This window comes from Pseudomonas sp. MRSN 12121, assembly GCF_000931465.1.
Lineage (GTDB): Bacteria > Pseudomonadota > Gammaproteobacteria > Pseudomonadales > Pseudomonadaceae > Aquipseudomonas.
Genome location: NZ_CP010892.1, coordinates 3,165,753 through 3,189,391 on the forward strand (window position 1 = coordinate 3,165,753; position 23,639 = coordinate 3,189,391).

The window sequence follows — 23,639 nt, forward strand, 5'->3', positions numbered from 1 at the left end:
GACTCAAGTTTGGATGAAGAGGTTGACGGGGAAATCCCGCAATGCGCTGCTGATTGTCAGATCCTTGTGCTGTGTGACTGCCTCGCTGGAAAAAAGTCCCTTCAGCTTTTGCCCGGGGGCGGCGAACGGTAGCGATACCCGCGTATCGCCCCAATCCGGCGCGTCGACCCAGGGTTGCGCACGCTGTTCCAGCAGCCCGGCCACTTGCCGGGGCACTATCACTAGCGCGCGCTGGCCCTGGTATTCGCGCAGGAAGGCCAGCACCCGGTCGGCGTGGCAGCCCTGCATCGGCAGCGCCTGGTAGGCGCCCCGGCGAAACAGCTGCGGGTGCTCGCGCCGGCAGGCCAGCGCGGCGGCGATCAGCGCCTGCTTGATGCGCCCGTCGCGCCAGTGGGCCAACAGCTCCGGGGGCGCGGCGGGGGTGGCCAGGGCCGTCTGGCGGGCAGCGAAATCCACCGGGCGGCGGTTGTCCGGGTCCACCAGGCTGAAGTCCCAGAACTCGTTGCCCTGGTACAGGTCCGGGACGCCCGGCACGGTGATGCGCAGCAAGGATTGCGCCAGGCCGTTGAGGGCGCCGGCGGGTGCGATGGCCTCTACGGCGGCGGCGATGGCGCGGCGTAACGCCAGGCCCTCGGCGCCGAGCAGCAGGCGCTCGATAAAGTCGCGCACCGCGTTTTCGTAGGCTTCGTTCGGCGCCGTCCAACTGCTGTGCAGCTTGGCTTCGCGCAAGGCTTTTTCCTGCCATTGCCACAGGCGGGCGGTGTAGTCCTGCAGGCCAGGCCCGTCGTCGGCGCGTAGTTCCAGCGGCCAGCTGCCGAGCAGCGCCTGGTAGAGGATCAACTCGTCGCCGGGGTCCGGCGCCAGGGCATCGCTGCGCCAGGCCCGCGCCTGCTCGCGCCAGTGTTCGACCTGGGCGGTGTACCAGCTGCTGCGTTCGCTGAGCACCGCCAGCCGCGCGCGGCTGTCTTCGCCGCGCTTGTGGTCGTGGGTGGCAGTGGCCAGGAGGTTGTCGGGGAAGCTGTCCAGGCGCTGGCGACAGGCCGCGTGGAAGTCGGCCAGCGGGGCACAGAAGCGCTCGCTGGAGAAGCCCACGTCGTTGCGCGAGAGCAGCACCGCCGAACGATAGAAGGCGGTGTCTTCCACGGCCTTGGCCGCCGCCGGCGAGGTCAGTTGCTGGAAGCGCACGCAGGCATGCTTGAGCACCTTGCGCGGCCGGCCCGGTGGCAATCGGCGCCAGCCTTGGCCGCCGAGCCATTGCTCCAGGCAGGCCAGCACCGGCCAATCGGCTTCGCCCAGGGTGTCGCGGGCGCCTTGCAGGGCCTGCTGGAAAAACACCTCGTCGGCCGCCGAACGGCCGCAGGCACCGATGTAGGTGCGGTACACCGGGAAATGCACGATCAGCTCCTGCAGGGCCCGGCGAATCGCGCCGAGGGTCAGGTCGCGGGTCATCACATCGTTGCGCGCCACTTGCAGCAGGGCCTGGGCCACGCTTTCGAAGTCGCTGGCCAGCGACCCGGCAAGCAGTTGCCGGCGCGCCAGCCGGGCCTCTTCAAGAAACTCCGCCGGGCGCTGGCTGTGCCGGCTCCAGAGTTCGGCCAGGGGCGCGGCGCCTTGCGGGTCGTGCTGCAGCAGCGACAGCTGGTTCATGAATTCGTAGCCGGTGGTGCCGTCCACGCCCCAGTCGCGGCGCAGGGTTTCGTCGGCGCCGAGGATCTTTTCCACGTAGATCGGCACGTGCTGCCCGGGGCGCAGGGCGTCGACCCGGCGCCGCAGCTTGCGGCAGTAACCCCGGGGATCGGCGAGCCCGTCGATATGGTCGATGCGCAAGCCGTCCACCAGGCCGTCGGCGATCAACTGGAAGATCTTGCCGTGGGTCGCCTCGAACACCGCTGGCCGCTCCACGCGCAGCCCGCCCAGCTCGTTGACGTCGAAGAAGCGCCGCCAGTTGATGTCGTCCGCCGCGGTGCGCCAGCTGGCCAGCCGATAGCTCTGCTGCTCCAGCAGGGCGTGCAGGCGGGCGAAGCCGTCGTCCTGGCGGCCGTCGTACAGCACAAGGTGCTGCTCGATAGCCGTGCGAATCGCGGGGTCCCGGGCGGCTTCGCGCAACTGTTGCTGCAAGGGCTCGGCCTGGCGGTGGGCGTCGGGCTGGTAGCGCAGGGTGCCGAAGGCATCGGCCAGCGGCTTGAGACGCTCGCCCGGCTCGGCCGGGACCCTGAGCAGCGCGCCGTAGTCGCTGGGGCAGATCGGGAATCGGTGCTGGTAATGCTCGGCATGGAACGCGCCCAGGGCGGCATCGAAGTGCAGGGTCAGCGTGCCTTCCTGCAGCGCCACGCCGTAGTCGCTGGCGAGGAACGGCAGCAGCAGCTGGCCTTCCATCAGCGGGTCGGGGGAGTGCCACTGGATGTCGAAGAACTCGCCGTAGGGGCTCAGGCGCCCCCAGCGCAGCAAGTCCTGCCACCAGGGATTGTCGGCGCCGCCGACCGCCATGTGGTTGGAGACGATATCCAGCAGCAGGCCCATGTCGTGCTGGCGCAGGCTGTGTACCAGGCGCTCCAGGGCCGCCTCGCCCCCCAGCTCGGGGTTGACCCGGGTCGGGTCGACCACGTCGTAGCCGTGCATCGAGCCGGCGCGGGCGCAGAGCAGCGGCGACGCGTACAGGTGGCTGATGCCCAGGCGGGCGAAGTAGGGCACCAGCGCGGCTGCGTCGTCGAGGGTGAAGCCGCGATGAAACTGCAGGCGCAGGGTGGCGCGCAGGGGCCGGTCGTGAAGGATAGGCGTGTTCATCGGTCACGCTCGTGGGCTTGTTGCCGGGCGCAGGCCAGCAGTTCCAGGCGGCGCGCGGCGTCGGCATCGTCGAGCAGGCCCGCGCTGCTGCCGGCCAGGCGCCGGCGCCAGTTGGGATGGCTGTCGAGGGTGCCAGGCAGGTTGGCCTGCTCGTCGATCCCCAGGGCGTCCTCCAGGGGCAGCAGCACCAGGGGCGCGCGGGTGTGGCCGAGGAAACGCACGCTGGCATCCACCACCTGGTCGGCCTCCTGGCTGCCTTCGCGAAAGTTCTGCGGGTCGCGGCCCAGGGCCTGGCGCAGGCCTTCGCGCTCGCGCTGGCGGTGTTCGCGCCAATGGCTCTCGCCGTTGGCGTCCACCAGGCCCAGGCGCGCGCTCCAGTCGATGTCGCGGCCCTGCCACCAGCCATTGAGGGTCGGCAGGTCGTGGGTGCTGGTGGTGGCCAGGGCGTTGTCCGGCCAGTCGAGGATCGGCCGGAAATGCGTGCCGTGTTCCTGCTCGAACAACAACACACGCATGCCGAGCATGGCCCGCGCGCTGAGTTTTTCCCGCAGGCCGTCGGGCACCGTGCCGAGGTCTTCGCCGAGGACGATCGCCTGGTGCCGGTGCGATTCCAGGGTCAGCAGGCGCAGCAGGTCGTCCACCGGGTAATACAGGTAGGCACCGTCGCCGGGCGGAGCGCCGCGGGGGATCACCCACAACCGTTGCAGACCCATCACATGGTCGATGCGCAGGCCGCCGGCATGGGCGAAGTTGGCCCGCAGCATCTCGATGAAGGCATGGAACCCGTTGCGCACCAGGCCCTCCGGGGAGAACGCGGAGATGCCCCAGCCCTGGCCCTGGCGGTTGAGAATGTCCGGCGGCGCGCCGACGGTCAGCTCCGCCAGCAGCTCGTCCTGGCGGCTCCAGGCCTGGCTGCCGCCGCCGTCGGCGCCGACGGCCAGGTCGGCGATCAGGCCGATGCCCATTCCACTGCTGCGGGCGGCGCTCTGTACGCGCTCCAGGCAGCGGGCGATCAGCCATTGGCAGAAGGCATGAAAGCCGATGTCGTCGCCATGCTCGGCGGCGAATTGCGCCAGGGCCGGGCTCTGCGGGGTGCGCCAGGCCTCGGGCCATTCGCGCCAGTCCAGGCTTTCGCCACGGGCCGCGCGCCAAGCCTGGATAGCCTCGAAGCGGCAATGGTTTTCCAGGGCCTCGCCACCGGCCTGGTGGAAGCTGGCGAAGTCCTGGTGCAACGGATGTTCGCCCTGGCGGAAGCCTTCATAGAGGGCGCGCAGCACCTGCTGCCGGGCCTGGGCCGCCCGCGGCCAGTCGACCAGCGGCTGGCGTTCCAGCTCCTGCAACTGCGGGCCCAGGCCGCAGGCGTCGATGGCGCTGCGCCAGGCCCGCTCGCCCAGGAGCGTCCCGGGCGCGGCGTACAGGCTGTTGAGAAACAAGCGGCTGGATGGCGAATAAGGGCTGTAGCGCCCGGTGTCGCTGCCGAACATGGCATGCAGGGGGCTGATGGCCAGGGCGTCGGCGCCCCGTTCGCCGGCCACCCGGGCCAGTTCTTCCAGCGCCTGGGTGTCGCCGAAACCGCCGTCGCCGCTGCGCCGCAGCGCGTACAGCTGCACGCTCAGGCCCCAGGCCCGGGGCGTGGCCTGGTCCACGGCGTCGGCGACGCTGTAGCAGCGCTCGGGGGCGACGGCCAGGGTGAAGTGCTGGCCGTCGACACTCACCTGCTGGTAGCCCACCGGCAACACGCCGGGCAGCAGGGCGTCGGCGTCGAGGCGCAGATCCAGCAGGCTGCCGTCTTCCAGGCGGACCTCGCAGCGCGTGCCCGGGGCGAAGTAGTGCCCCAGGTCCAGGCCCTGGCCGACGTCGGCGGTCAGCAGTGGCGGCAGTTGGTGGGTCTGTTGCGCCTGTTGCAGCTGCTGCAGGCTGTCTTCGATCTGGCGGGCGTCGTCGGCCGGGTGGCCGAGGCCGGCCAGCACGGCGCGCAGCACCTGCGGCGCGACCCGTTGCGGGCGGCCGTTGGCATCGATCCAGTCGACCGCCAGGCCGGCCCGGCTGGCGAGGATTTCCAGTTGCGTGTCACTCATGGGCGCTCTCCGATAGGGCGGGCATGGGGGCGGGGGCGTCGAGGCTGACCCGCACGCTGTAGGGGGCGAGAGTGGCGGGCGCGGACGCTTGCGGCGCCCGCTGCGGCAGCTCGAACAGCACGGACGAAGGAGCCGCGGGCGCCCGCTCGACTTCCCCGGCACCGAGGTTGAGCTCGATGCGCAGTTCGCGGCCGTTGCCCAGGCGCCAGCGTGCGCACACTGCGCCCGGGGCCAGCACCTCGGCGCCCAGGGCGGTGGTGCCCGGCAGGTGCGGCACGATATGCGCCTGGCGCAGCTGCAGCAGCCGGCGATACAGCGCCCGGGTCGGCTCGCCCAGCGCCGGGTCCGCCTGTGGCCGCGAGTCGAGGAAGCTCGAAGGGGCGTTCGGGTCGGGAATCCGCTCGCGCTCCCGGGGATCGGCAAAGGCGCCGAAGGCGGCGAATTCGTTGCGCCGGCCTTCGCGCACCGCGTCCGCCAGTTCGCCGTGGTGGCTGGTGAAAAACAGGAACGGCTGAGGCGCCGCCACTTCATCGCCCATGAACAGCAGCGGGATCATCGGCGCCAGCAGCAACAGCGCCGTGGCCGCCTGCAACGCCTGGGGCTCGGCCAGGTGGCGCAGGCGTTCGCCGAACGCGCGGTTGCCGATCTGGTCGTGGTTCTGCAAAAACAGCACGAAGGCGCTGGGCGGCAGGTGCCCGCTGGGCTCGCCGCGGGCGTTGCCGTGGCGGTTGCGCTGGCCCTGGTAGGCAAAGCCCTGGGCGAGGCAGCGCGCCAGTTGTTCGGTCGGTCGTTCGGCGAAGTCGGCGTAGTAGGCCTCGGTCTCGCCGGTCAGCAGCACATGCAGGGCGTTGTGCCCGTCATCGTTCCACTGCGCGTCGTAATGCCGCTCCAGCAGGCTGGCCTGGTTGTGTTCGTTCTCCAGGGTCAGCCAGATGTGGCGCGCCGGGTCGAGCCGGCCGCGCACCTGCCGGGCCAGTTCGACCAGGAAGTCCGGGTCGTCGATGGCGTGCACCGCGTCCAGGCGCAGCCCGTCGAAACGGTATTCCTGCAGCCACATCAGGGCATTGTCGATAAAGAAGTCGCGCACCGGCCGGCGCCGGAAGTCGATGGCCGCGCCCCAGGGGGTGTGCCGGTCTTCGCGGAAGAAACCGCGGGCGTAGCGGTGCAGGTAGTTGCCGTCGGGGCCGAAGTGGTTGTAGACCACGTCCAGCAGCACCGCCAGGCCCAGGCCATGGGCGCAGTCGATCAGGTGCTTGAGGTCGTCGGGGCTACCGTAGGAGGCGTGCGGGGCATAGGGCAGCACGCCGTCGTAGCCCCAGTTGCGCGCGCCGGGGAACTGCGCCAGGGGCATCAGCTCGATGGCGGTGATGCCGGTCTCGGCCAAATGCGGCAAGTAGTGCTCCGCGGCGCGGTAACCGCCGAGCACGCCCACGTGCAGTTCGCAGATCACCGCCTCGTGCCAGGGCCGGCCCCGCCAGTGGGGATGGCGCCAGGAGTAGGCCTGGGGATCGGTGACCACGCTGGGGCCGTCGATATCGCCGTCCTGGGCGCGGGAGGCCGGGTCGGGCACCTGGACGTCGTTGTCGATGCCGAAGCGATAGCGGGTGCCGGGCGGGCAGCGGCCGACGATCATGAACCAGCCGTCGGCCCGGGGCAGCATGGGCAGCGACGAGCCGTCCGCGAGTTCCAGGCTGACCTGCCGCGCGTCCGGCGCCCAGAGGGTGAAGCGGGTGCGCTCGGCATCCAGCGGGACGGCGCCGTGGGGCCAGGTTTCCTGCGTCCGTAGCGACATCGCGGGCGCTCCCTTATGGCTTGGCCGATTTTCCCAGGGCCTTGGCCACCAGCTGTTCGTAGAGTTCGGCGTAGGGTTCCACCGCCTTGCACCAGTTGAAGGGCGCGGCCATGGCCCGGCAGCGCATGGCGTTGAGCAACTGCGGGTAGGCGAACACCTTGAATGCCCGGCTCAGGGCCTCCTGGTAGCTGGGCACGGTGGATTCGTCGAAGAGGAACCCGGTGACGCCGTTCTCGATGGTGTCGGCCAGGCCGCCGGTGTTGCGCGCCACCGGCAGCGAGCCGAAGCGCTGGGCATACATCTGGCTCAGGCCGCAGGGCTCGTAGCGCGAGGGCATCAGCAGGAAATCGCTGCCGGCGAACATGCGCCGGGCATCGGTTTCGTTGAAGCCGATGTGCACCCCGATACGCCCGGGAAAACGTTCGGCCAGGGCGCGCATGGCCTGTTCTTCCTCGGGCTCGCCGCGGCCGATGATGGCGATCTGGCCGCCGGCCTTGACGATGTACTCGGCGACGCCTTCGGTGAGGTCCAGGCCTTTCTGGTAGACCAGCCGCGAGACCACCGCGAACAGCGGGCCGTCGCTGGGGTCGAGGCCGAACATCTGGCGCACGTGGCTCGCGTTGGCCGCCTTGCCCTGCCAGTCGCCGATGGCGAAGGGGGCGAACAGGTGCGGATCGGTGGCGGCGTCCCAGCTTTCGTCGATGCCGTTGGGAATGCCGCTGAGCAGGCCTTGCTGGGTCTTGCTGGCGAGGAAACCGTCGAGCCCGCAGCCGAAGGCCGGGGTGGTGATTTCCTGGGCATAGGTGGCGCTGACGGTGGTGATGTGGCTGGCATAGGCCATGCCGGCCTTGAGGAACGACAGCTTGCCGTAGAACTCCATGCCTTCCTGCTGCAGGGCGTGTTCGGGGATGCCCAGTTCCGGGCAGGAGGCCAGGCTGACCACGCCCTGGTAGGCCAGGTTGTGGATGGTGAACAGGGTCGGGGTGCGCTGCCCGCGCCAGTGCATGTAGGCCGGCGCCAGCCCGGCGGGCCAGTCATGGGCGTGCACCAGGTCCGGGCACCAGTGGATCTGCGCCAGGTTGGCGGCGATGTCGGCCGCGGCCAGGCCCAGGCGGGCGAAGCGGATATGGTTGTCGGGCCAGTCGCGGCCGTTGTTGGCGCCGTAGGGCGTGCCTTCGCGCTCGTAGAGTTCGGGGCAGATCAGCACATAGATCACCAGGCCGTCGGGCATGTCCATGCGCCCGATCTTGCAGGCCGGCAGCGCCGCATGGCCGCCCAGTTCGCCGATCACATGGATCGGGTTCTCGCTGTTGAGCACTTGCCGGTAGCCGGGAATCAGCAGGCGCACGTCATGCAGGTGCGCCATGGCCCGGGGCAGGGCGGCCGAGACGTCGCCCAGGCCACCGGTCTTGACCAGGTCGGCGATTTCCGAGGTGACGAACAGCACCTTCTTGCGGTTGGGGTTGTGCCGGACCAGGGGCAGTGACGTCTTGCCTCCAGGGGCGAGAAGCGATGGAGAAGCCGGTTCGCCGGCCAGCGGCAGAGGATATTTTCCCTGGGTTTGCACTACGACACTGGTCATCTGTCTCTCCCGTTTTATTGTCGATTCCTGGCATCAGGCCAGCACAGTCAATGGGCCATCCGGTGGCCCGGCACAAAAGCGCTACGCAGGCACAAGCCGAACGCAGCCTCATGCGTCGTCGCAAAGAGGATGGAGGGGCCGCTGCAAGGATTGCACCAGTCGCCCGGGCCCTACCTTTAACCTGACCCGGGGCCTGCGCTAAAAGTTTCGACTTTCTTTCAATGCATGTGACCGCTTGGTCATTTTTCGAATTGCGCTCAAGGCAGAAGGTAGAGCGCGAGCGTGACGGTCAGGTTTTAGCGCGGCAAAGATCGCCCTGCCGCGAAATAAAACCGACGAAAGGCAGGCCTGCGCCCCGGTCGGGGGCGCGGCATTTTTCGCCGCGCGAGCAGACGGTGCGAGAAACGGGCGCCAGCGCCCGAGGATGGTGCGGGCAAGGCGGGCGCCATGCCCCGGGCTGGCTCAGCCCAGCAGGCGGATCGGCTGGCCGGCGGCCCAGGCCTGGATATCCTCGATCATCTGCGCGTAGAACTGCCGATAGTTCTGCTGGCTGACATAACCGACATGGGGCGTGGCCAGCACGTTGGGCAGGCGGCGGAACGGATGGTCGAGGGGCAGCGGTTCCTGTTCGAACACATCCAGGGCCGCACCGGCCAGGCGGCCGCGCTCGAGGGCGGCGATCAGCGCCGCTTCGTCGACGATCGGCCCGCGAGCGGTATTGACCAGCACCGCCGAGGGTTTCATCCAGGCCAGCGCCTGGGCATCCACCAGCCCGCGGCTGCGTTCGCTGAGCACCAGGTGCACCGAGAGCACGTCGGCCTGTTCGAACAGCTGCTGCTTGCCGACGTAGGTCACCCCGGCCGCGGCAGCGCGCTCGGCGGTGAGGTTTTCGCTCCAGGCGATCACCCGCATGCCGAACACCTGGCCGAACTGCGCGACCCGCTGGCCGATGCTGCCCAGGCCGAGAATGCCCAGGGTCTTGCCGTGCAGGTCGCCGCCCAGGCCCTGTTGCCAGAGGCCGGCGCGCAGGGCATTGGCTTCGTTGAGCAGGTTGCGGCTCTGGGCCATGATCAGCGCCCAGGTCAATTCCGGCGCCGCGTGCTTGTAACTGTCGGTGCCGCACACCTGGATGCCCAGGCGGGCCGCGGCGGCCAGGTCGATGGCGGCGTTGCGCATGCCGCCGGTGAGCAGCAGCCTGAGCCGCGGCAGACGGCGCAGCAGCGCTTCGTCGAAGCGGGTGCGTTCGCGCATCACGCAGATCACCTCGAACGGCGCCAGGCGCTTGCCCAGGGTGACGAGGTCGCCGGGGTAGTCGTGGATGAAACTGACGGCGCCGATGCCGGTCAGCGCCGACCAGTCCGCCACGTCGCGGGCCACGTCCTGCCAGTCATCGATGACTGCGATTTGCATGCTCATGCCTCTTGTTCTGGAAACTCTTGCCGTGGTGGCAGAGGTTGGAGAGGGTGCCGATTGCGCCAGGGATCCTGCTGTGGATTTCGCCACACTCTATGAAGATTCATGTTCGGCAAGTTTGTATCAAAAGTTTTCTTCTGTCTGAAAATGCCCCGGGAACGCCATTCGATAGCGATTCGCATTCTTGAAAAATCCAGTGTCTGGTTTATATTGGCTCGCGGCAGGACGCCATTACGCTTTTGGCGTACCTGGAAACAGCCAGACAAGGAGCAAGTCATGAACCGGAAAATCCCACAGGCCGCGGCCGCATCCAACCCTCAAGACCGTGAAGAAGTCCTCTTCAGCAAAGAAGAGCTGCTGGCCTTGAGCGACGCCATCAAGAAATCCAAGACCCGTGTTTCACAGACCAAGGCGGCGAGCTGCGCGTACCACCGTTGATCTGACCCCGAAAAAGCAAGAAAGGACTTTCTTGCTTTTTCACTTTTTGGGTAGTGAGCATTCAGTTGTCATCCAGGGAGGGGGACATGAGGGCGATTTTTGTCGGCCATCAAACGTGGCTGGTGGAACATGCAAGTACCAGGATTCTGATTGACCCGCTGTTGTGCGAAGACTTCGGTCTGGTCGACGAGCACCGGATCGAGATCTATCCGCCGCGCACTGTCGACGCCGCGGCCTTGTCCGATGTGGACCTGATTTTCCTCAGTCATGAACATTCCGATCATTTCGATATCCAGTCGTTGAACCTGCTGCCGCGTTCTGCCCGGTTCGTGGTCGGAGCGACCATCGTCGAACCGGTCAAGCAGTGCATTCGCGATCTCGGGTTCACCCTCACCGAAGTCAACGACAGCGCACCGATGCGCGTCGGCGACCTGAACCTGCGTTTCTATCCGGCGGACCCGAAGACCGCCTTCTGGGAAAGCCGGGTGACCCAGGTGCATATCGAGGAAGCCGAACAGCCGCAAAATGGCATCTTCATCGCCGTGGACGCCCTGGTGTCCGAGGTGTTCAAGGCCGATATCGTCGACGAACGCCTGGCTCCGCCGAAGCTGGTGATCGTTTCGAACAACTCCAGGGTGTCGCCGCCGGGCGCCTTTCAATCCCTGGAAAACTGGGGCAAGAATGCCAGCGATAGCAATCGCAAGGTCGGTCCGTTGGGGATCGGCGTGCTGAGCGCGGTGCTCACCAGCTACCTGGACGACTTTCCGGTGCAGCCCGAAAACATCGCGCTATGCGGCGGCGGTTTCATCAAGCGCCTGGGCGGCTTCGCCGCGTTCCCGTTTTCCGACCAGCCAACCCTGAGCCGACTGGCCAACCGGCTCAGCCTGGACACCCACATCGTCGGCCTGTTGCCCGGCGAGGCTTTCGCCCTGGACCATCAGTCCGAGCTGCCGACGGCCATCGACTGGGTCCAGGTGGACAAGGTGCAGCACGCTTTGCTGATCGAGGAACTGGACCAGTTCATCGAGGCGCGCAAGAGCGTCGAAGTCGTGGCGTCGGTGCGCCCGGATGTTGCGGACGCCGAGCAATATGAGGTGCTGCTGCGACGTGCGGAAGCCGAACTGCAGCGCCTGGCGAAAAGCCTGATGCTGTTCATCACCGGGCGCAAGGCACTGGCGATGACCCATCACAAGGGCCGCAAGCTGGGGCCCAAACGCATCGTTTTCAGTTTCGCCTCCCGCGTCCTGGGACGTCGGGACAGCTATGGGTTGAACCTGATCAGCGGCCGCTTCGAGGCCGAGGCGCCAAGCTCGCTCGAATCCTTGTTGGCGGAGTATCCCTTTGGCGTCTCCTTGCCGCTGGTGGACTTCATCGGCATGGTCGAGGGCGATTTGCAGATCTGGGACATCGTGGGCGTTTCGGTGCAGTCCTGGTTCGAGAACGGCATCTTCGACGGCCTGATCCCATTCTTCTACAGCTACTACGGCGAGAACGGCAGCCCCGAACTGCTGGCGAAAATCATTGATCGCGCCATGCACAACCTGGAGGTGCGCCCATGAAGCTGACCCTGATCGGCCACGAAAGCTGGTCGTTGCAGGCGGACGATACTCATGTGCTGATCGACCCTGTATTGGGGCGCGGCTTCGGTTCCGACACCGATCGGCAGTTCGCCATTGTCCCGGCGCGCAACATCGACCTGCAGCGTATGCCCGCGGTGGATGGCATCGTCTTGACCACCGAGCATCTGCAGCACTTCAACCCGGTTTCCCTGCGCTGCCTGCAGGCAGACCATGGGCATTTGCTCAAGCACAAGGTGGTGTATGTCCCGGAACTGTTTCCGGGGGCGGCCGAGGCGATTGTCCGCGCCTGCGGCTACGAGGTGCGGCGGATCGATGCCCAGACCGAGTTCGCCATCGGCTCGCTGAGCCTGCGTTTCTACATGCCTCACACCGACGTGCTGTTCTGGGACAGCCGGGTGGCATCGCTGCATGTCCAGCAAGGCCATGATGCGCTGTTCATCCAGTCCGATACGCGCATCGCCGATGGCTACTTCGCCGATGTCAACAGCGGCGCCGTCGCCTGGCCGCAGGTCATGGTGATGACCAATAATTTCCAGGGCAGCGGGGGGCAGGGGCCGATCGGCCTGGACAACCTGCTGCCGGTGCCCGACCAGCGCTATACCCGGGTTTCCGGGCTGCGCCTGCTGGATGAAATCGTGCACAAGCCGATGCGCCGGCTGAACCAGGTCCCGACGCTGATCCTGGCGGGCAATGGTTACCGCGATCCCCTCGGCAAGATGCACCAGCCCTGGTCGAACCTGGAGCTGGCGCAGATCAGCAACGAGCTGTCATTGCTGCGGGCCGTGCATTCCCTGGCACCCGGAGAAAGCTTCGACGTGGCCCAGGCCCGGCCCGGCGCGCCGGTGGACTGGATCGGCGCTCTGCGGGAGCAAGTCGAGGCGATGCCGGCCCAGGGCCGCAGCCGTCGGGTCGGCCTCGATGCGGAACAGATCAAGGCCCATCTCGATGAAATGGCCAGGACTTGGCTGATCACCCGCTACGGGCAGGTGCTGATGACCCAGGGCGATTACCTGGGGCGCGCCATCGGCCCGTGCCGCGCGGTGTTGCAATTGACCCGCGAGAACGCCGAGACCCGGCAGTGGCTGCTGGATGTCTCCAGGGTCGAGTTCGTCGAGGTGGCGGACGAGGGCGCGGGTGCGATCAAGCGCTATCCCTATGGCATCCGGGTCGACTATGAGGATTTCTGTCGACTGATCCTCGGCGAACTGCAGATCTGGGAATTGCTCAACCTGTCGGCGTCGCAGTGGTATGTCTGCGACCGCTACGACAGCCCCCTGGCGTTCTGGCTCGAGTATTACAACGAGCAGGTGGACTACGCACGCGCCTTGCGCAGTTATGAAATGTCCTTGGCGACCGCGTCATGAGCGCTCGCAGCGTCTTTGCCCATGTGCACCTGGAAAGCCTGGACGAGGTCCAGGTCCAGGTTCGCCGGCAGGTCCTTGGCGAGCTTCTGGCGGGGCGCTATCAGCTCCTGCTGGTGCTCGGCCAGTCGAGCAAATCCCTGGTCTGCTCCGGTCGTTGCATGAGCTCCGGCGAGCCGGTGGTGATCAAGCGTTATTTCGACGAGGCGGCCTATGCCGCGGAAGTCAGTGGCTACCTGCTGTTTCGCACCGGCCCGATCGTTCGGTTGCTGCATCAGGATGCCCGGCACCAGGTGCTGGTGCTGGAGCAGGTCCAGGGTCGTTTACCCCGGGCGCAGGACCTGCCTGAGGTGATCGCCGCCTATGCGGCGATGCATGCCGCGGCGTTGCGGAACGTCCAGATAGCCATGGGGCAGCGCAGCTCAGCGGAGTTTCCCGATCCTTGCCTGTCTTCCCGCTGCCATTTCCCTCCCTTCGACCTGCAGGGCATCAGCGTCGGTGACTGCAAGCCGGAGCACCTGCCGATCACTGGGCAGGGCGTGCGCATCCTCGACCTGGAAACCCATTCTCTGCAGCGCAGCGTATGGTTCGACATCCTGTCCCTGGGGTGTTGCGTAGGGGAGGCCGCCGATTTCTCGCGGAACCTGGAGAAATGGGTGGCCCATTACTGCGCATGCCGGGGGATCCCCGCCCACTACTACGATCAGCAGAAAATCCGGGCCTGCCTGCAGCGGGTGCAGGCACTGAAACCGGGCCTGGTGTATTGCGAGGAGGCAATGCCGTGAAGTGGATGTACTGTTTTACCCCGGCATTGCACTATCGGACGGCCGTGCGCCCCGAGGGGCGAGCCTTCGCCGACGGCTTTTTCGGCCTCGCCTTCAGCCTCTCGCCCTGGGCGATCGGCGCCTATGTGCTGGTGTCGTTATTGCAATATTGCGTGCCGCTGTTGTTCATCTACCGGTTGAGCACCCTGGTGGCGAGCGAAGGCGGTGCCCAGGTCGCCTTGGCGGACACCCTATTACTGGGGCTGCTGGCCATCGGCGGGTTCCTGCTGGTGGTGAGCGAGCTCAACCTGGAACGTTATCTGTCCCTGAGGCTGTGCCGCGAGTTCGAGCGCCTGTTGGCGCGCAAGATGCAGCAGCGGGTGGAGGTGGCGGTGCTGGAACGGGTGGTGTCGCGGGATTTCAGCGTCATTCTCGACGGTATCGGCGCCAGCGTTAACCTGCTGGCGATTCCACTGTTCCTGGTGCTCTCGATCCTCCTGGCGTTGCTGGTCTTTGGCTCCGCGGGGTTCTGGGCCGTCGCGGTAATCGGGGTCTTCCTGCCGCTGTCTTATCTGCTGTCCAGTCTCGCCGACCGCAATTACCAGCGGATCATGGACCGGACGGCGCAGCGCATCGAACAGTGTTCGATATGGCTGCGTGAAGGCCCATGGCTCAAGCAGTTCGCTGACCGAAGTGCTGTGCAGGGCATCGAGCGCACCCTGGCTGGCGAACGCTCCCTGCGTAACCTGGATACGCTGTTGCGCGGCGCCGACAGCTACATCGTCGGGTTCGGCCGCTTGGTTCCCTTTGTCCTGCTGGGGCTGCTGGGTACCTCGGAAGCGGCGCTGGCCTGGGACGGGGCGATTTTCTGGCTGAGCATTCCGCTGTTGTCGGCGGTGCTCGCACTGCCCCGGTCCTATGTGAGCTACAAGGCCGTCGGCCGTTCCCTGGCAGCGCTCAATGGCCTTTACCAGAACTCTTCCCAGCATCCGGGGTTGCCGTCCGTTGCCGTTGAGCAGCCCCCCGCGGTGATCGACTTCGATGTCGACTGGCCAATCTGGCCGGCGGCGCTGGTCGAACTGATTCCGGGGGGGCCGCAGAATCAGAGCGAGGAATTGGGGGTGCTGCTGCGGGTATTCCGGTTGGTGCCCGAGCTGGGGCAGGATCCGCAACGGGTGCTGTGGCTGCCCATCGAGCTGGACGGCAAGAACCTCTCTGCGGGTCAGCGGCTGCGCCTGCAACTGCTGCGCGGGGTGTTCCTGGCGCAGGCCCAGGACAAGATCCTCAATATCGACCATGACTTCTCGGCACTGGACGCTGCGGCTGCGCAGGCGGTGAAACAGGCCTTGAGCGAGTTGTCCTGGGTGAGCTTCAGCCCTGCGGCGGCGCAGGCGATTGACGGGCGCGAGGCCGTTCCGACGATGATTGGCGAGCGCAGCGCTCCGGCATCGTCGACGAGCGACCCGGCGCACGCGCGTTTGCGCCTGGGCGAGCTGTTCAGGTCGTGCGGCTGGGGCGTGCTGATGCTGCTCGTGCCGGCGTCGATGATGAGCTATGCGGCCAACCTGACCTTGCCGCAAGCCGGTTTCTCGCCCTTGCAGGTGTTGCTGTATGCCGTGGCCGGGGTGGCGGCGGGCATCGCGGCCGGGCTGTTTATCGAGAACCTGTTGCGCCGCCGGTTTTCGCTGTTATTCCTCGCCGGCCTGCGGGATGTCCGGGCCGGCAGCCTGGTGGATGCACTGCAAGTGGTCTCGCGGGATATCACCACGACTTTCGAACGCATTGCCTGGTACAGCCATGACATCGCCTGGATCCTCGCGCTGCTGTTGTGCAACGTGGTGGCGTTGTGGATGGGCTTCGGTCTGTTCGGTATGGCCGTGGCGTCGCTGTTCGGCGGGCTGCTGGCGGTGTTGTACCGGTTATCGATCAACGAGCTGTACCGGACGCGAGTGGAGAGCGTCGAAGGCTTCGACTCCCTGCTGCGTTCGGCCCATGTGGCGTTTTCCATCTCCCGGGCCGGCGGTACGGGCTTCGAGCGTCTGGGCGACTGGCTGGCGCTGACCCAGCGCGGCGCCATCGCCGACGGCCTCAAGCATTTCTACACCACGCGGATGCGCAGCGTGATCACCCGCACGGTCACGGCGGCCAGTTGCACCTTGCTCAGCGACCTGGTGATTGTCCTGGTGGTATTACTTGGCAGCCTTTACCGCACCAGCGATTCGGCCTTTGTGCTCGCGGTCACTGCCTTGCTGCTGGTGCGTTCCGATCTGGCGAATGTGTTCCTGGCCATTACCGGCTTCAAGTCGCAGTCGGTGTCGGTGGCGCGCCTGCAGCGCTTTGCCCGGCGCAAAAACTCGGTGGCCGTGGCGCTTGCCGGGCAGAGCCTGGAGATCGCGCCCTTCGTCGCCCAACGCGCCTACCGAGGCCTGAGCCTGGAGCGAGGCCGCCTGTATTCGCTGTCGGGGCATTCCGGTTCCGGCAAAAGCGAGTACCTCAAGGGCGTGGCCGGCATCACCGAGGTGACCACGGAAAATACGGGGGCGCGGCAGGCTTCGGCGCCGATCCGCTATTACCTGGATCGCAACACCCTTGCGCTGCTCGGCGGCGAACCGGGGGGCAGTGGCTGGCTGGAGACCTGGCTCGACGACTTGCCCGGCGACAACCATCATCTGCTGTTGCTGGACGAGCTGTTCGGCACCCTGGGCGCCGAACAACTGGCCGAGCGCCTGCAAGCGTTGCACCGCTACGTCGAGCGTTCGGGCAACACCCTGGTGCTGGTGGACCATCGTTGCCGCCTGGAACATGACATCGAGCTCGGCGCGCTGGCCCACTGACCGCCCGGAGCAAGGACATACTCATGGATGAGCCGATTCTGTACCTGGGCGACCGGGGCTTTCTCAAGCGTTATGGCAGCCCTTACTCGGCGCGGCAGGTCCAGGCGATCACCCGCCGAGTGCTGGCCGGCTCCGGCCTGGGCCTGGCCAGCGGCGACTGGCCCACGGCCAGGGCGGTCAGCAACGCTCTGGGCGCGGGGGCGCCAGCGCGGCATATCTATCACTCGCGGTTTCTGCTGCGGGTGACCGAGCTGGCCACCGGGCAGGGCGTCAGTGTCCGTCAGGTCCAGGCCAACCCGGCGTTCTATTACCACGCACCTGGCTACGCCTTCGTTGCCGATGAGCAGCAAATTGCCGAGGACATCGAGATTATCCGCTGCTGTCGGCCCGGCCTGGTGACCCTGGGGGGCGACTGGCTGGATATCTTGCTTGCCCGCCAGGAGCACGCCTTGCTCAACACAATTCTGGAACAGATGGAGGCGGTGATTCCGGCGGCCTCGAGGATTCTCCTGGGTTTCCACCCCAGCGACGGCTTCCTGCAGCTGCTGAGGACGCGTGCGTTCAGCGGCGCCGCGGTGCCGGTCAACCTGCTGAATATCCAATGCGCCACGTACAGCGACTACCTGCGCCGGATCCAGGCCCGGTCCCGGCTGTACGCCCTGCATTGCCTGGCCGGCGGCGATATCCCCCTGAAACCCGCGCTGGACTATGCCTTCCACCACAGGCGGGTCGACGCTTGTATCGTCGGCGCCACCCGTTTGGAGCACATCAAGGCCCTGGCGGCCTGCGAGGCTGGCTTCAGGAGTTCGACGAGATGAATGTGATTCTCATGCGCCGCGCTCGGCAGCTCGATGAGGCGTTGTTGCGGCACCATCTGCAGACCCTGCAGAGCGCCCACAGCGACCTGCTGGTGCTGTCCGGTCAATCGTCCTGTTATGCCCCGGTGCTGGCCCTGGCCGACAGCCTGGAGATCCAGACGCTGGTCCTCGGGCAGGAGTTCTACGACCCGCAGCAGGTCTATGGCGCCCGCAAGATGGACTGGCTGTTCGACCCCTATGCATCTCGTGACGGCGGCCTGAGCTTGAACACCATCTTTCATGCGTTCGCCATCGAGCTGGAAGCCATTCTCGGCCGCCACCCCGAGCGAACGTTGGTGATCTACCTCGACCAGTTGCTGCTGGAAATCGCCCACTGCGTCCTTGCCGGCCTGCCCATGCAGGCGTTGCAGGGCTTTTCGTTGTACCTCGAAGAGTTGTCTATCGCGATCCTGGCCAGGGTCCCGTTCAAGGGCGGGTTCCAGACCCTATTGCTGAAGTCGAATGTCACCCCGGCGCAGGCGTTCGTCGGCCGGCCCGAGTTGAAACTGGTGAGGTGACGCCGCCCCATCGGCGTGTTCGCCAAATCCATCCCGAGAAGAGAAAAGGAGTGTTCATGGATCCACAACGCAAGGACTTTCTGGCGACAGAGGCGGTTTACACCGGCGACTCGCTGCGCATCGGCGACGAGTACGTCATGCATGAATGGGAGCGCCCGCTGATCCGCAGGATGGTCGAGGACCTCAAGCTCACACCTGATGACCGGCTGCTGGAAGTCGGCTTCGGCATGGGCATTTCGGCCAGCATCCTGCAGGAGTTCGGCCCCGCGAGCCACACCATAGTCGAGCCCCATCCGCAGGTGCTGGCCCAGGCCGAGCGCTGGAAAGGCGCGCGGGTCAACATCCACCTGCAACCCGGTTACTGGCAGCAACTGAACCCCGGCGCCCAGCGTTATTCGGCGATCTTCTTCGACCCGTTCGCCGACGACATGGCGGCGGTGGACGAGGAGAACCTCGAGTTCCTCAGGTTTGCCGCGCAATCGCTGCTCGCCGAGGGCGGGCGCCTGGCGCTGTTCTGCATCCGGCCATTGCTGCCGCTGGAGTACCAGCGGGTGATGTTCGAACACTATCGCCGGGTGGAAATCAGCTCGGTCCAGGTTACCCCCCGGGATACCGCCGACCCGACCGCCGACCTCGCCGGGCGCATGATCTCGGTGGTGCTACACAAATAAGAACAGGTTCCGGGCACATTCGACCCGGGCGGAAAACAATCCAACGAAACGGTGATTGCGATGAACAACCTTAGAGTGCATCTGGGCCTGATGGCTCTCTTGTGGCTGGCGGGCAGCCAGGCCTGGGCCCAGACTGCGACCCCCCCTGCAGTGCCAGCGACCGCTACCAGCAAGGCCATGACCATTATCTTCGAGCCCCCCAAGGGTCAGGAGGAAGAGTTCCTGAAGACCTTCGTCAGTTCCCAGGCGGCCTACATGCAGACCTATGCTGGCAAGTCGAAGGAAGGGGTCAAGGTGATCAACCTGATTCCCACCGAACTGGGCGAGCCGCTGATCCACCTGATGATTTATCGCGATCCAGCCACCTTCGAACGCGCCAAGCAGATATTCGCTTCCCGAGAGGCCATGAGCGGCTACATCGACGGGCACGTGAAGGCCTACGGTGGCTACCACATCCCCAAGGAATATCTGCGCAACACCAAGGTGTACATGAGCAACGTGCTCACCGAGTGAGCGCTGGATCATTCGGCCGCCGCAGAGGGGCGGCCAATACAAGGTACAGGGAGAGTCCAGGGTATGCGTGTGGTTATCGGGCCGCTGTTGATCGGCCTCGTTCTTGTGGTTCCCAGCCTGCAAGCCGGTGGTCGTGGCGAGTCTTTCATGTTGAGCAACGGCTGCATCAATTGTCACGGTTTCGAGGGGCAGCGCACGCCGGGGGCGATTCCGTCCCTGGCCGGCCAGTCCGAGACCTATCTGTTCAAGACGCTGACGGCTTATCGCGACGGCAAGCTCAAGGGCACCATCATGAACCGGGCAATGGAAGGTTACGACGACCCGACGCTCAGGCAGTTCGCCGAATACTACAGCCGCTTGCCCAAAGGCGCGCTGCAGCCGGGCGTGAGCCCGGCGCATCAACAGGGCGAGCGCCTGTACACGCAGCACTGCTCCAGCTGCCACGAGCAGCAGGCGGATACACCCTATGTAAAAGGCCAGAACCTCGAATATATGCAGGGAGTGCTCAAAGATATGGCCGTGGGCCAACGAACGATGCCAGAGGAAATGGCCAGTGCGATGTCCGCGTTGAAGGATGGGGAACTGCAGCAATTGCTGGGGTATCTGCAAGGGTGCAAGCAGGAGGCGCTATGCCGATGAATCCTCAACGCCGGCGCTTGCTCAAGTGGCTGGCCACCGGTATCGGCGCGTCCTCGCTCCAGACCCTGGCCCGGCCCGTGGTGCCAGGGGCGGACGCCAAGCCCTATGCCGTGGTGGTAATTGGCGGCGGCTTTGCCGGCGCCACCTTTGCCCGGACCCTGAGGCGCCTGGACGCCAATGTCGGGATCACTCTGGTCGAGCCCAACCGGGAGTATCACTGCTGTCCGCTGGGCATCGAGTACCTGGTGGGCAAGCGCGACGAGGAAACCCTGGTTTTCGGTTACCAGCAGTTGCGAGCCGAAGGCATCGAGGTGGTGTACCAACAGGCGCAGTCGATCGATGCCCGGCGTAAGCAGGTCAGGCTCGCCGACGGCTCGGCGCTGGGCTACGACCGTTGTGTGGTGGCCACAGGCATTGGCTACAAGTACGACAGCATCGCCGGTTACAGCGAGGCGGTGGCCAGCCGCGTGCCCCATGCGTGGGGCGGTGGCGAGCAGCTGCGCCTGCTCAAGCGGCAGTTGGAGGCCATGCCCAATGGCGGCCATGTGCTGATCTCGGTGCCGGTGGACGATTACCGCTGTCCGCCGGGGCCTTACGAGCGGGCCAGCCTGATTGCCGATTACCTCAAGACCCACAAGCCCGATTCGCGGGTGATCATCCTCGACGCCAAGCCACGTTTCGCCAAACAGGCGCAGTTCGAACAGGCCTGGAAGCGCTTCTACGGCTATGGCACCGAGTGGGCCACCATCCAGTGGATCGGGGCCCAGCAGGGCGGCACCGTGCTCGGCTTCGACGAGGCCAGGGGCCAGTTGTTGACCGAGGGTGGTCCGGTCAGCGGCCAGGTGATCAATATCATTGCGCCACAGCAGGCCGACGATTTTTCACGGCGCAACGGCCTGGCCGCCGAACACGGCTGGTGCCCGGTCAACACCCAGACCCTGGAATCGCTGCTGGTGCCGGATGTGCATGTGATCGGCGACGCGGCCTACGCCGAGAAGCTGCCCAAGTCGGCGTTCGCCGCGACCTGTCAGGCCCGGGTCTGCGCCCTGGCCATCCACAGCCAGATGCATGGCCTGGCGCTGCTCAAGCCGCAGTACATGAATGTCTGCTACAGCCTGTGTGGCGACAACTATGGCATCTCGGTGTTGTTGCATTACCGGCATGACGCGGCCAGCAATGTCATCGAGATCGAAACCTTGCGGGGCACGCCCCTCGATGCCAGCGACGAGGATTACCGCCGCGAAGCGCAGTCGGCCTACAGCATGTTCGACAACCTGGTCAAAGAGGCCTTCGGCTAGGGCCGTCGGACGAGTGCCGTTGCGCTGTCAGGCCACCCAACCGAGGGTGGCCCAGGCCAGTACGGCATACCGCGCACCCTTGGCCAGGGTGACGAGCAGCAGGAAGCGCTTCAGCGGTTCGCCCATGACCCCGGCCACCAGGGTCAGCGGGTCGCCGACGATCGGCAGCCAGCTCAACAGCAGGGACCAATGGCCGTAGCGCTGGTAATGGCGGCGGGCGGTGTGCAGGTGGCGCGGGCCGACGGGGAACCAGCGGCGGTCCTTGTAGTGTTCCAGGCGCCGGCCCAGCCACCAGTTCACCAGGGAACCCAGGACATTGCCGGTCGTGGCGACGGCCAGCAGCAACCACAGGTTGTACTGGCCGTTGAGCAACAGGCCCACCAGCACCGCTTCGGACTGCAGCGGCAGCAGGGTGGCGGCGCCGAACGCCGCCAGGAACAGGCCGAGGCAGGCGGCGAGGATCAATGGGCCGGGTAGTCCGCGACCACCACGTCCTGGCCTTCCTTGGTCAGGCCGATGACCTGGTAGGCGTCGGCGGGCATGCCGTCCATTTCCATGCCGGGCGAGCCCATGGGCATGCCGGGGGCGGCGACGCCGAGCAGGTCGTCGCGCTGGCGCAGGGCCAGGACCTGGTCCGCCGGCACATGGCCCTCGACGAATTTGCCGTCGATCACCGCGGTGTGGCAGGAAGCCAGGCGCGGAACCACGCCCAGGCGTTGCTTGACCTCGCTCATGTTGCTCTCGACATGGTCGTTGACCTTGAAGCCGTTGGCCTGCAGATGCTCGATCCATTTCTTGCAGCAACCGCAGTTGGCGTCGCGGTGCACGTCGATCGGGATCAGGTCGGCGGCCTGGGCCAGGGAGCCGACGAGCAGGGCGGACAGGGCCGCCAGGCGCAGAATTTTGTTCATGGACAGTCTCTTGGTCATCAGGGGGCGCTGGCGCCATGGCAGGCGCGGGGTGCGCCGCAGGGTGGGTATTTTGCTACGTTTCGCGCGCGCGGCGTGACGCTTGTGTTTCAACGTTATACCAGGCGGGCGTTCGTTCTTTGTGGTGGGCCTGTCGCATCGCGTTATCGTTCATCTCGGGCAAGCCTCGCTCCTACGCAAGCATGTGCATTCTGTGTAGGAGCGAGGCTTGCCCGCGAGGGGGACGCCGCGGTTTGTCCGGCACTACGCGTCATTGGGACTCAGGATGCCGAGCGCCGCCACCAGGCCAAGCACCAGCAGGGCCGCTGCCAGTTCCAGGAACATGCTGCGGCGCAGGGCCGCCAGGGCGACATCGGGCGAGCCCTGGTGCAATGCCTGTTGCAGTTGCGGCACCAGGTGAAAGCGGTTCAGCGCGGCGAATACCAGCATGCTGGCGAACACCGACACCTTCAGGCCCAGGAGCAGGCCATAGAGGCTGCCGCTCAAGGGGGCCAGGTCCGGGCCGGCGATCAGCAGGTAGTTGAACACCCCGGTGAGGCTCAGGCTGACCACGATCAGCGTGCCCAGGCGGGCAAACCCGCGCAGTGCCTCCAGCAGTTCATGAGGCTGCCGCCCGCCGGCCCCGGCACTGCCGCGCAACAGCAGGGCGAAGGCCGCCAACGCGCCCAGCCATGCAGCGGCGCCGAGCAGGTGCAGGATGTCGTTGCCCAGGTGCAGGTAGCGCCGGGCGCCATCGTCCATCGCGCCGTGGCCGGTCCAGGCCAGGGTCGCCAGGGCCGTCGCCGCGCACAGCGCCAGGGCGTAGCGGGCGAACCGGCCGCGTCCCGCCAGCGCCACGCCGGCCAGCAGCAAGGCCGCCAGGCGCAGCAGCCAGCTGTGGCCAGCGGCGGTTTCCAACAGCAGCATCGACAGCAGCGCGGGGTCCAGTTCGGCCAGGCTCGCCGCGCCGCTCATCGACAGCGCCAGGCGTAGCAGCGCGCCGCCGGACAGCAGCACGCTCAGGCCCAGGGTTACCGCCAATGGCCGGCGAAACCGCCAGCGATCCTGTTCGCCGCGCAGCCCGTAGAGGCCGAACAGCGCCAGGCCGAACAGCAGCGTCAAGTCCAGGTACAGGGCAAAACGCAAGGCGATATCGATGAGCCCGCCCATGACTCAGTTGACGTCGAAGGTCAGGTTGCCGGTGATCGGATGGGTATCGGCGGACACCGCCCGCCATTCGACCTTGTAGCTGCCCGCGGTCAGCGGCGCGGCCGGGGTGATGATCATGCTTTTCGGGTCGTTGCCTCCGGCCACGGCGGCCTTGACCGGCATCGGCGCGTGGCTCATCCCGGCCATGCCGGTCATCAGCAGCCGGGCCCCGGAAAACTGCCGGGTGAGGGTTTCCGAGAACTGCAGTTCGATCTTTGCCGGCGCCGCGACCCTGGCGCCTTCGGCCGGGGTCGAGGCCACGAGCTTGGGGTGGGCCTGGGCGAGGCCGGTCAGGGACAATCCGCCGCCCAGGGCGACGGCGAGGACGAGATGCTTGAGGTAGGACATGCAAGGCTCCAGCGGCAGTGGCCGCGCTATTTTCTTTCTGGTTATCGATTCA

General features: G+C 66.4%; 20 protein-coding genes. 11 read left to right on the plus strand and 9 right to left on the minus strand.

All coding sequences use genetic code 11. The annotated features are described in order from the left end of the window. Positions 1–3 precede the first annotated feature (3 nt). The 5 genes from TO66_RS14355 to TO66_RS14375 form a co-directional block, all read right to left on the minus strand. On the minus strand, positions 4–2,784 hold the full coding sequence (locus TO66_RS14355) for a malto-oligosyltrehalose synthase (RefSeq protein ID WP_044462947.1): 2,781 nt from the start codon (positions 2,782–2,784) through the stop codon (positions 4–6). Further along, positions 2,781–4,862, minus strand: coding sequence for a 4-alpha-glucanotransferase (gene malQ, locus TO66_RS14360; protein WP_044462948.1), 2,082 nt, complete (start codon positions 4,860–4,862; stop codon positions 2,781–2,783). The genes TO66_RS14355 and malQ overlap by 4 nt, the downstream gene beginning before the upstream one ends. Further along, positions 4,855–6,654: a malto-oligosyltrehalose trehalohydrolase gene (gene treZ, locus TO66_RS14365; RefSeq protein ID WP_044462949.1), complete on the minus strand. Its 1,800-nt coding sequence runs from the start codon at positions 6,652–6,654 to the stop codon at positions 4,855–4,857. The genes malQ and treZ overlap by 8 nt, the downstream gene beginning before the upstream one ends. A gap of 13 nt (positions 6,655–6,667) precedes the next feature. After that, a complete protein-coding gene (gene glgA, locus TO66_RS14370) occupies positions 6,668–8,236 on the minus strand; it encodes a glycogen synthase GlgA (RefSeq protein WP_044462950.1) in 1,569 nt (522 codons plus the stop codon). Positions 8,237–8,698: 462 nt separating this feature from the next. Then, complete coding sequence (locus tag TO66_RS14375; protein WP_044462951.1) at positions 8,699–9,652, minus strand: D-2-hydroxyacid dehydrogenase family protein; 954 nt, start codon at positions 9,650–9,652, stop codon at positions 8,699–8,701. Positions 9,653–9,754: 102 nt separating this feature from the next. On the opposite strand from TO66_RS14375, the gene TO66_RS33370 reads away from it, so the two are divergent. From TO66_RS33370 to TO66_RS14425, 11 genes are all read left to right on the plus strand, one after another. Beyond that, positions 9,755–10,087 carry a hypothetical protein gene (locus tag TO66_RS33370; RefSeq protein ID WP_148558649.1) on the plus strand — a complete coding sequence of 111 codons (333 nt, stop codon included), beginning with the start codon at positions 9,755–9,757 and terminating at the stop codon, positions 10,085–10,087. Positions 10,088–10,173: 86 nt separating this feature from the next. After that, on the plus strand, positions 10,174–11,646 hold the full coding sequence (locus TO66_RS14380; protein WP_044462952.1) for an MBL fold metallo-hydrolase: 1,473 nt from the start codon (positions 10,174–10,176) through the stop codon (positions 11,644–11,646). Further along, positions 11,643–13,031, plus strand: coding sequence for an MBL fold metallo-hydrolase (locus tag TO66_RS14385; protein ID WP_044462953.1), 1,389 nt, complete (start codon positions 11,643–11,645; stop codon positions 13,029–13,031). The genes TO66_RS14380 and TO66_RS14385 overlap by 4 nt, the downstream gene beginning before the upstream one ends. After that, positions 13,028–13,813 (plus strand): hypothetical protein, encoded by a 786-nt coding sequence (locus tag TO66_RS14390; protein ID WP_044462954.1) that lies wholly within the window; start codon positions 13,028–13,030, stop codon positions 13,811–13,813. Before TO66_RS14385 ends, TO66_RS14390 begins: the two co-directional genes overlap by 4 nt. Beyond that, positions 13,810–16,626 (plus strand): ABC transporter ATP-binding protein, encoded by a 2,817-nt coding sequence (locus TO66_RS14395; RefSeq protein WP_044462955.1) that lies wholly within the window; start codon positions 13,810–13,812, stop codon positions 16,624–16,626. Before TO66_RS14390 ends, TO66_RS14395 begins: the two co-directional genes overlap by 4 nt. Positions 16,627–16,649: 23 nt before the next feature. After that, positions 16,650–17,444 carry a hypothetical protein gene (locus TO66_RS14400; protein WP_044462956.1) on the plus strand — a complete coding sequence of 265 codons (795 nt, stop codon included), beginning with the start codon at positions 16,650–16,652 and terminating at the stop codon, positions 17,442–17,444. Continuing rightward, positions 17,441–18,001, plus strand: a complete 561-nt coding sequence (locus tag TO66_RS14405; protein WP_044462957.1) for a hypothetical protein — start codon at positions 17,441–17,443, stop codon at positions 17,999–18,001. The genes TO66_RS14400 and TO66_RS14405 overlap by 4 nt, the downstream gene beginning before the upstream one ends. After that, positions 17,998–18,672 (plus strand): class I SAM-dependent methyltransferase, encoded by a 675-nt coding sequence (locus TO66_RS32050; RefSeq protein WP_256243582.1) that lies wholly within the window; start codon positions 17,998–18,000, stop codon positions 18,670–18,672. Before TO66_RS14405 ends, TO66_RS32050 begins: the two co-directional genes overlap by 4 nt. Before the next feature lie 60 nt (positions 18,673–18,732). After that, positions 18,733–19,185: a hypothetical protein gene (locus tag TO66_RS14415; RefSeq protein WP_148558648.1), complete on the plus strand. Its 453-nt coding sequence runs from the start codon at positions 18,733–18,735 to the stop codon at positions 19,183–19,185. A 63-nt stretch (positions 19,186–19,248) separates the two neighbouring features. Continuing rightward, positions 19,249–19,824: a c-type cytochrome gene (locus tag TO66_RS14420; RefSeq protein WP_044462959.1), complete on the plus strand. Its 576-nt coding sequence runs from the start codon at positions 19,249–19,251 to the stop codon at positions 19,822–19,824. Further along, a complete protein-coding gene (locus tag TO66_RS14425) occupies positions 19,821–21,122 on the plus strand; it encodes an FAD-dependent oxidoreductase (RefSeq protein WP_044466033.1) in 1,302 nt (433 codons plus the stop codon). The genes TO66_RS14420 and TO66_RS14425 overlap by 4 nt, the downstream gene beginning before the upstream one ends. A 27-nt stretch (positions 21,123–21,149) precedes the next feature. On the opposite strand, the gene TO66_RS14430 is transcribed toward TO66_RS14425, so the two are convergent. From TO66_RS14430 to copC, 4 genes are all read right to left on the minus strand, one after another. Then, the gene (locus TO66_RS14430; RefSeq protein WP_044462960.1) at positions 21,150–21,587 is read right to left on the minus strand and encodes a YqaA family protein; all 438 of its coding nucleotides are present in this window, start codon (positions 21,585–21,587) and stop codon (positions 21,150–21,152) included. After that, positions 21,584–22,033 (minus strand): DUF411 domain-containing protein, encoded by a 450-nt coding sequence (locus tag TO66_RS14435; protein ID WP_044462961.1) that lies wholly within the window; start codon positions 22,031–22,033, stop codon positions 21,584–21,586. Before TO66_RS14435 ends, TO66_RS14430 begins: the two co-directional genes overlap by 4 nt. A gap of 261 nt (positions 22,034–22,294) precedes the next feature. Further along, positions 22,295–23,200, minus strand: coding sequence for a copper homeostasis membrane protein CopD (copD, locus tag TO66_RS14440; RefSeq protein ID WP_044462962.1), 906 nt, complete (start codon positions 23,198–23,200; stop codon positions 22,295–22,297). 3 nt (positions 23,201–23,203) lie between these two features. Beyond that, complete coding sequence (copC, locus tag TO66_RS14445) at positions 23,204–23,587, minus strand: copper homeostasis periplasmic binding protein CopC (RefSeq protein ID WP_044462963.1); 384 nt, start codon at positions 23,585–23,587, stop codon at positions 23,204–23,206. Positions 23,588–23,639: the final 52 nt, after the last annotated feature.

Bases quoted from the DNA above. Each gene is read 5' to 3' on its own strand.
- TO66_RS14355 (WP_044462947.1), bottom strand. From the start codon at position 2,784: ATGAACACGCCTATCCTTCACGACCGGCCCCTGCGCGCCACCCTGCGC.
- malQ (WP_044462948.1), bottom strand. From the start codon at position 4,862: ATGAGTGACACGCAACTGGAAATCCTCGCCAGCCGGGCCGGCCTGGCG.
- treZ (WP_044462949.1), bottom strand. From the start codon at position 6,654: ATGTCGCTACGGACGCAGGAAACCTGGCCCCACGGCGCCGTCCCGCTG.
- glgA (WP_044462950.1), bottom strand. From the start codon at position 8,236: ATGACCAGTGTCGTAGTGCAAACCCAGGGAAAATATCCTCTGCCGCTG.
- TO66_RS14375 (WP_044462951.1), bottom strand. From the start codon at position 9,652: ATGAGCATGCAAATCGCAGTCATCGATGACTGGCAGGACGTGGCCCGC.
- TO66_RS33370 (WP_148558649.1), top strand. From the start codon at position 9,755: ATGTTCGGCAAGTTTGTATCAAAAGTTTTCTTCTGTCTGAAAATGCCC.
- TO66_RS14380 (WP_044462952.1), top strand. From the start codon at position 10,174: ATGAGGGCGATTTTTGTCGGCCATCAAACGTGGCTGGTGGAACATGCA.
- TO66_RS14385 (WP_044462953.1), top strand. From the start codon at position 11,643: ATGAAGCTGACCCTGATCGGCCACGAAAGCTGGTCGTTGCAGGCGGAC.
- TO66_RS14390 (WP_044462954.1), top strand. From the start codon at position 13,028: ATGAGCGCTCGCAGCGTCTTTGCCCATGTGCACCTGGAAAGCCTGGAC.
- TO66_RS14400 (WP_044462956.1), top strand. From the start codon at position 16,650: ATGGATGAGCCGATTCTGTACCTGGGCGACCGGGGCTTTCTCAAGCGT.
- TO66_RS14405 (WP_044462957.1), top strand. From the start codon at position 17,441: ATGAATGTGATTCTCATGCGCCGCGCTCGGCAGCTCGATGAGGCGTTG.
- TO66_RS14415 (WP_148558648.1), top strand. From the start codon at position 18,733: ATGAACAACCTTAGAGTGCATCTGGGCCTGATGGCTCTCTTGTGGCTG.
- TO66_RS14420 (WP_044462959.1), top strand. From the start codon at position 19,249: ATGCGTGTGGTTATCGGGCCGCTGTTGATCGGCCTCGTTCTTGTGGTT.
- TO66_RS14425 (WP_044466033.1), top strand. From the start codon at position 19,821: ATGAATCCTCAACGCCGGCGCTTGCTCAAGTGGCTGGCCACCGGTATC.
- TO66_RS14435 (WP_044462961.1), bottom strand. From the start codon at position 22,033: ATGAACAAAATTCTGCGCCTGGCGGCCCTGTCCGCCCTGCTCGTCGGC.
- copD (WP_044462962.1), bottom strand. From the start codon at position 23,200: ATGGGCGGGCTCATCGATATCGCCTTGCGTTTTGCCCTGTACCTGGAC.
- copC (WP_044462963.1), bottom strand. From the start codon at position 23,587: ATGTCCTACCTCAAGCATCTCGTCCTCGCCGTCGCCCTGGGCGGCGGA.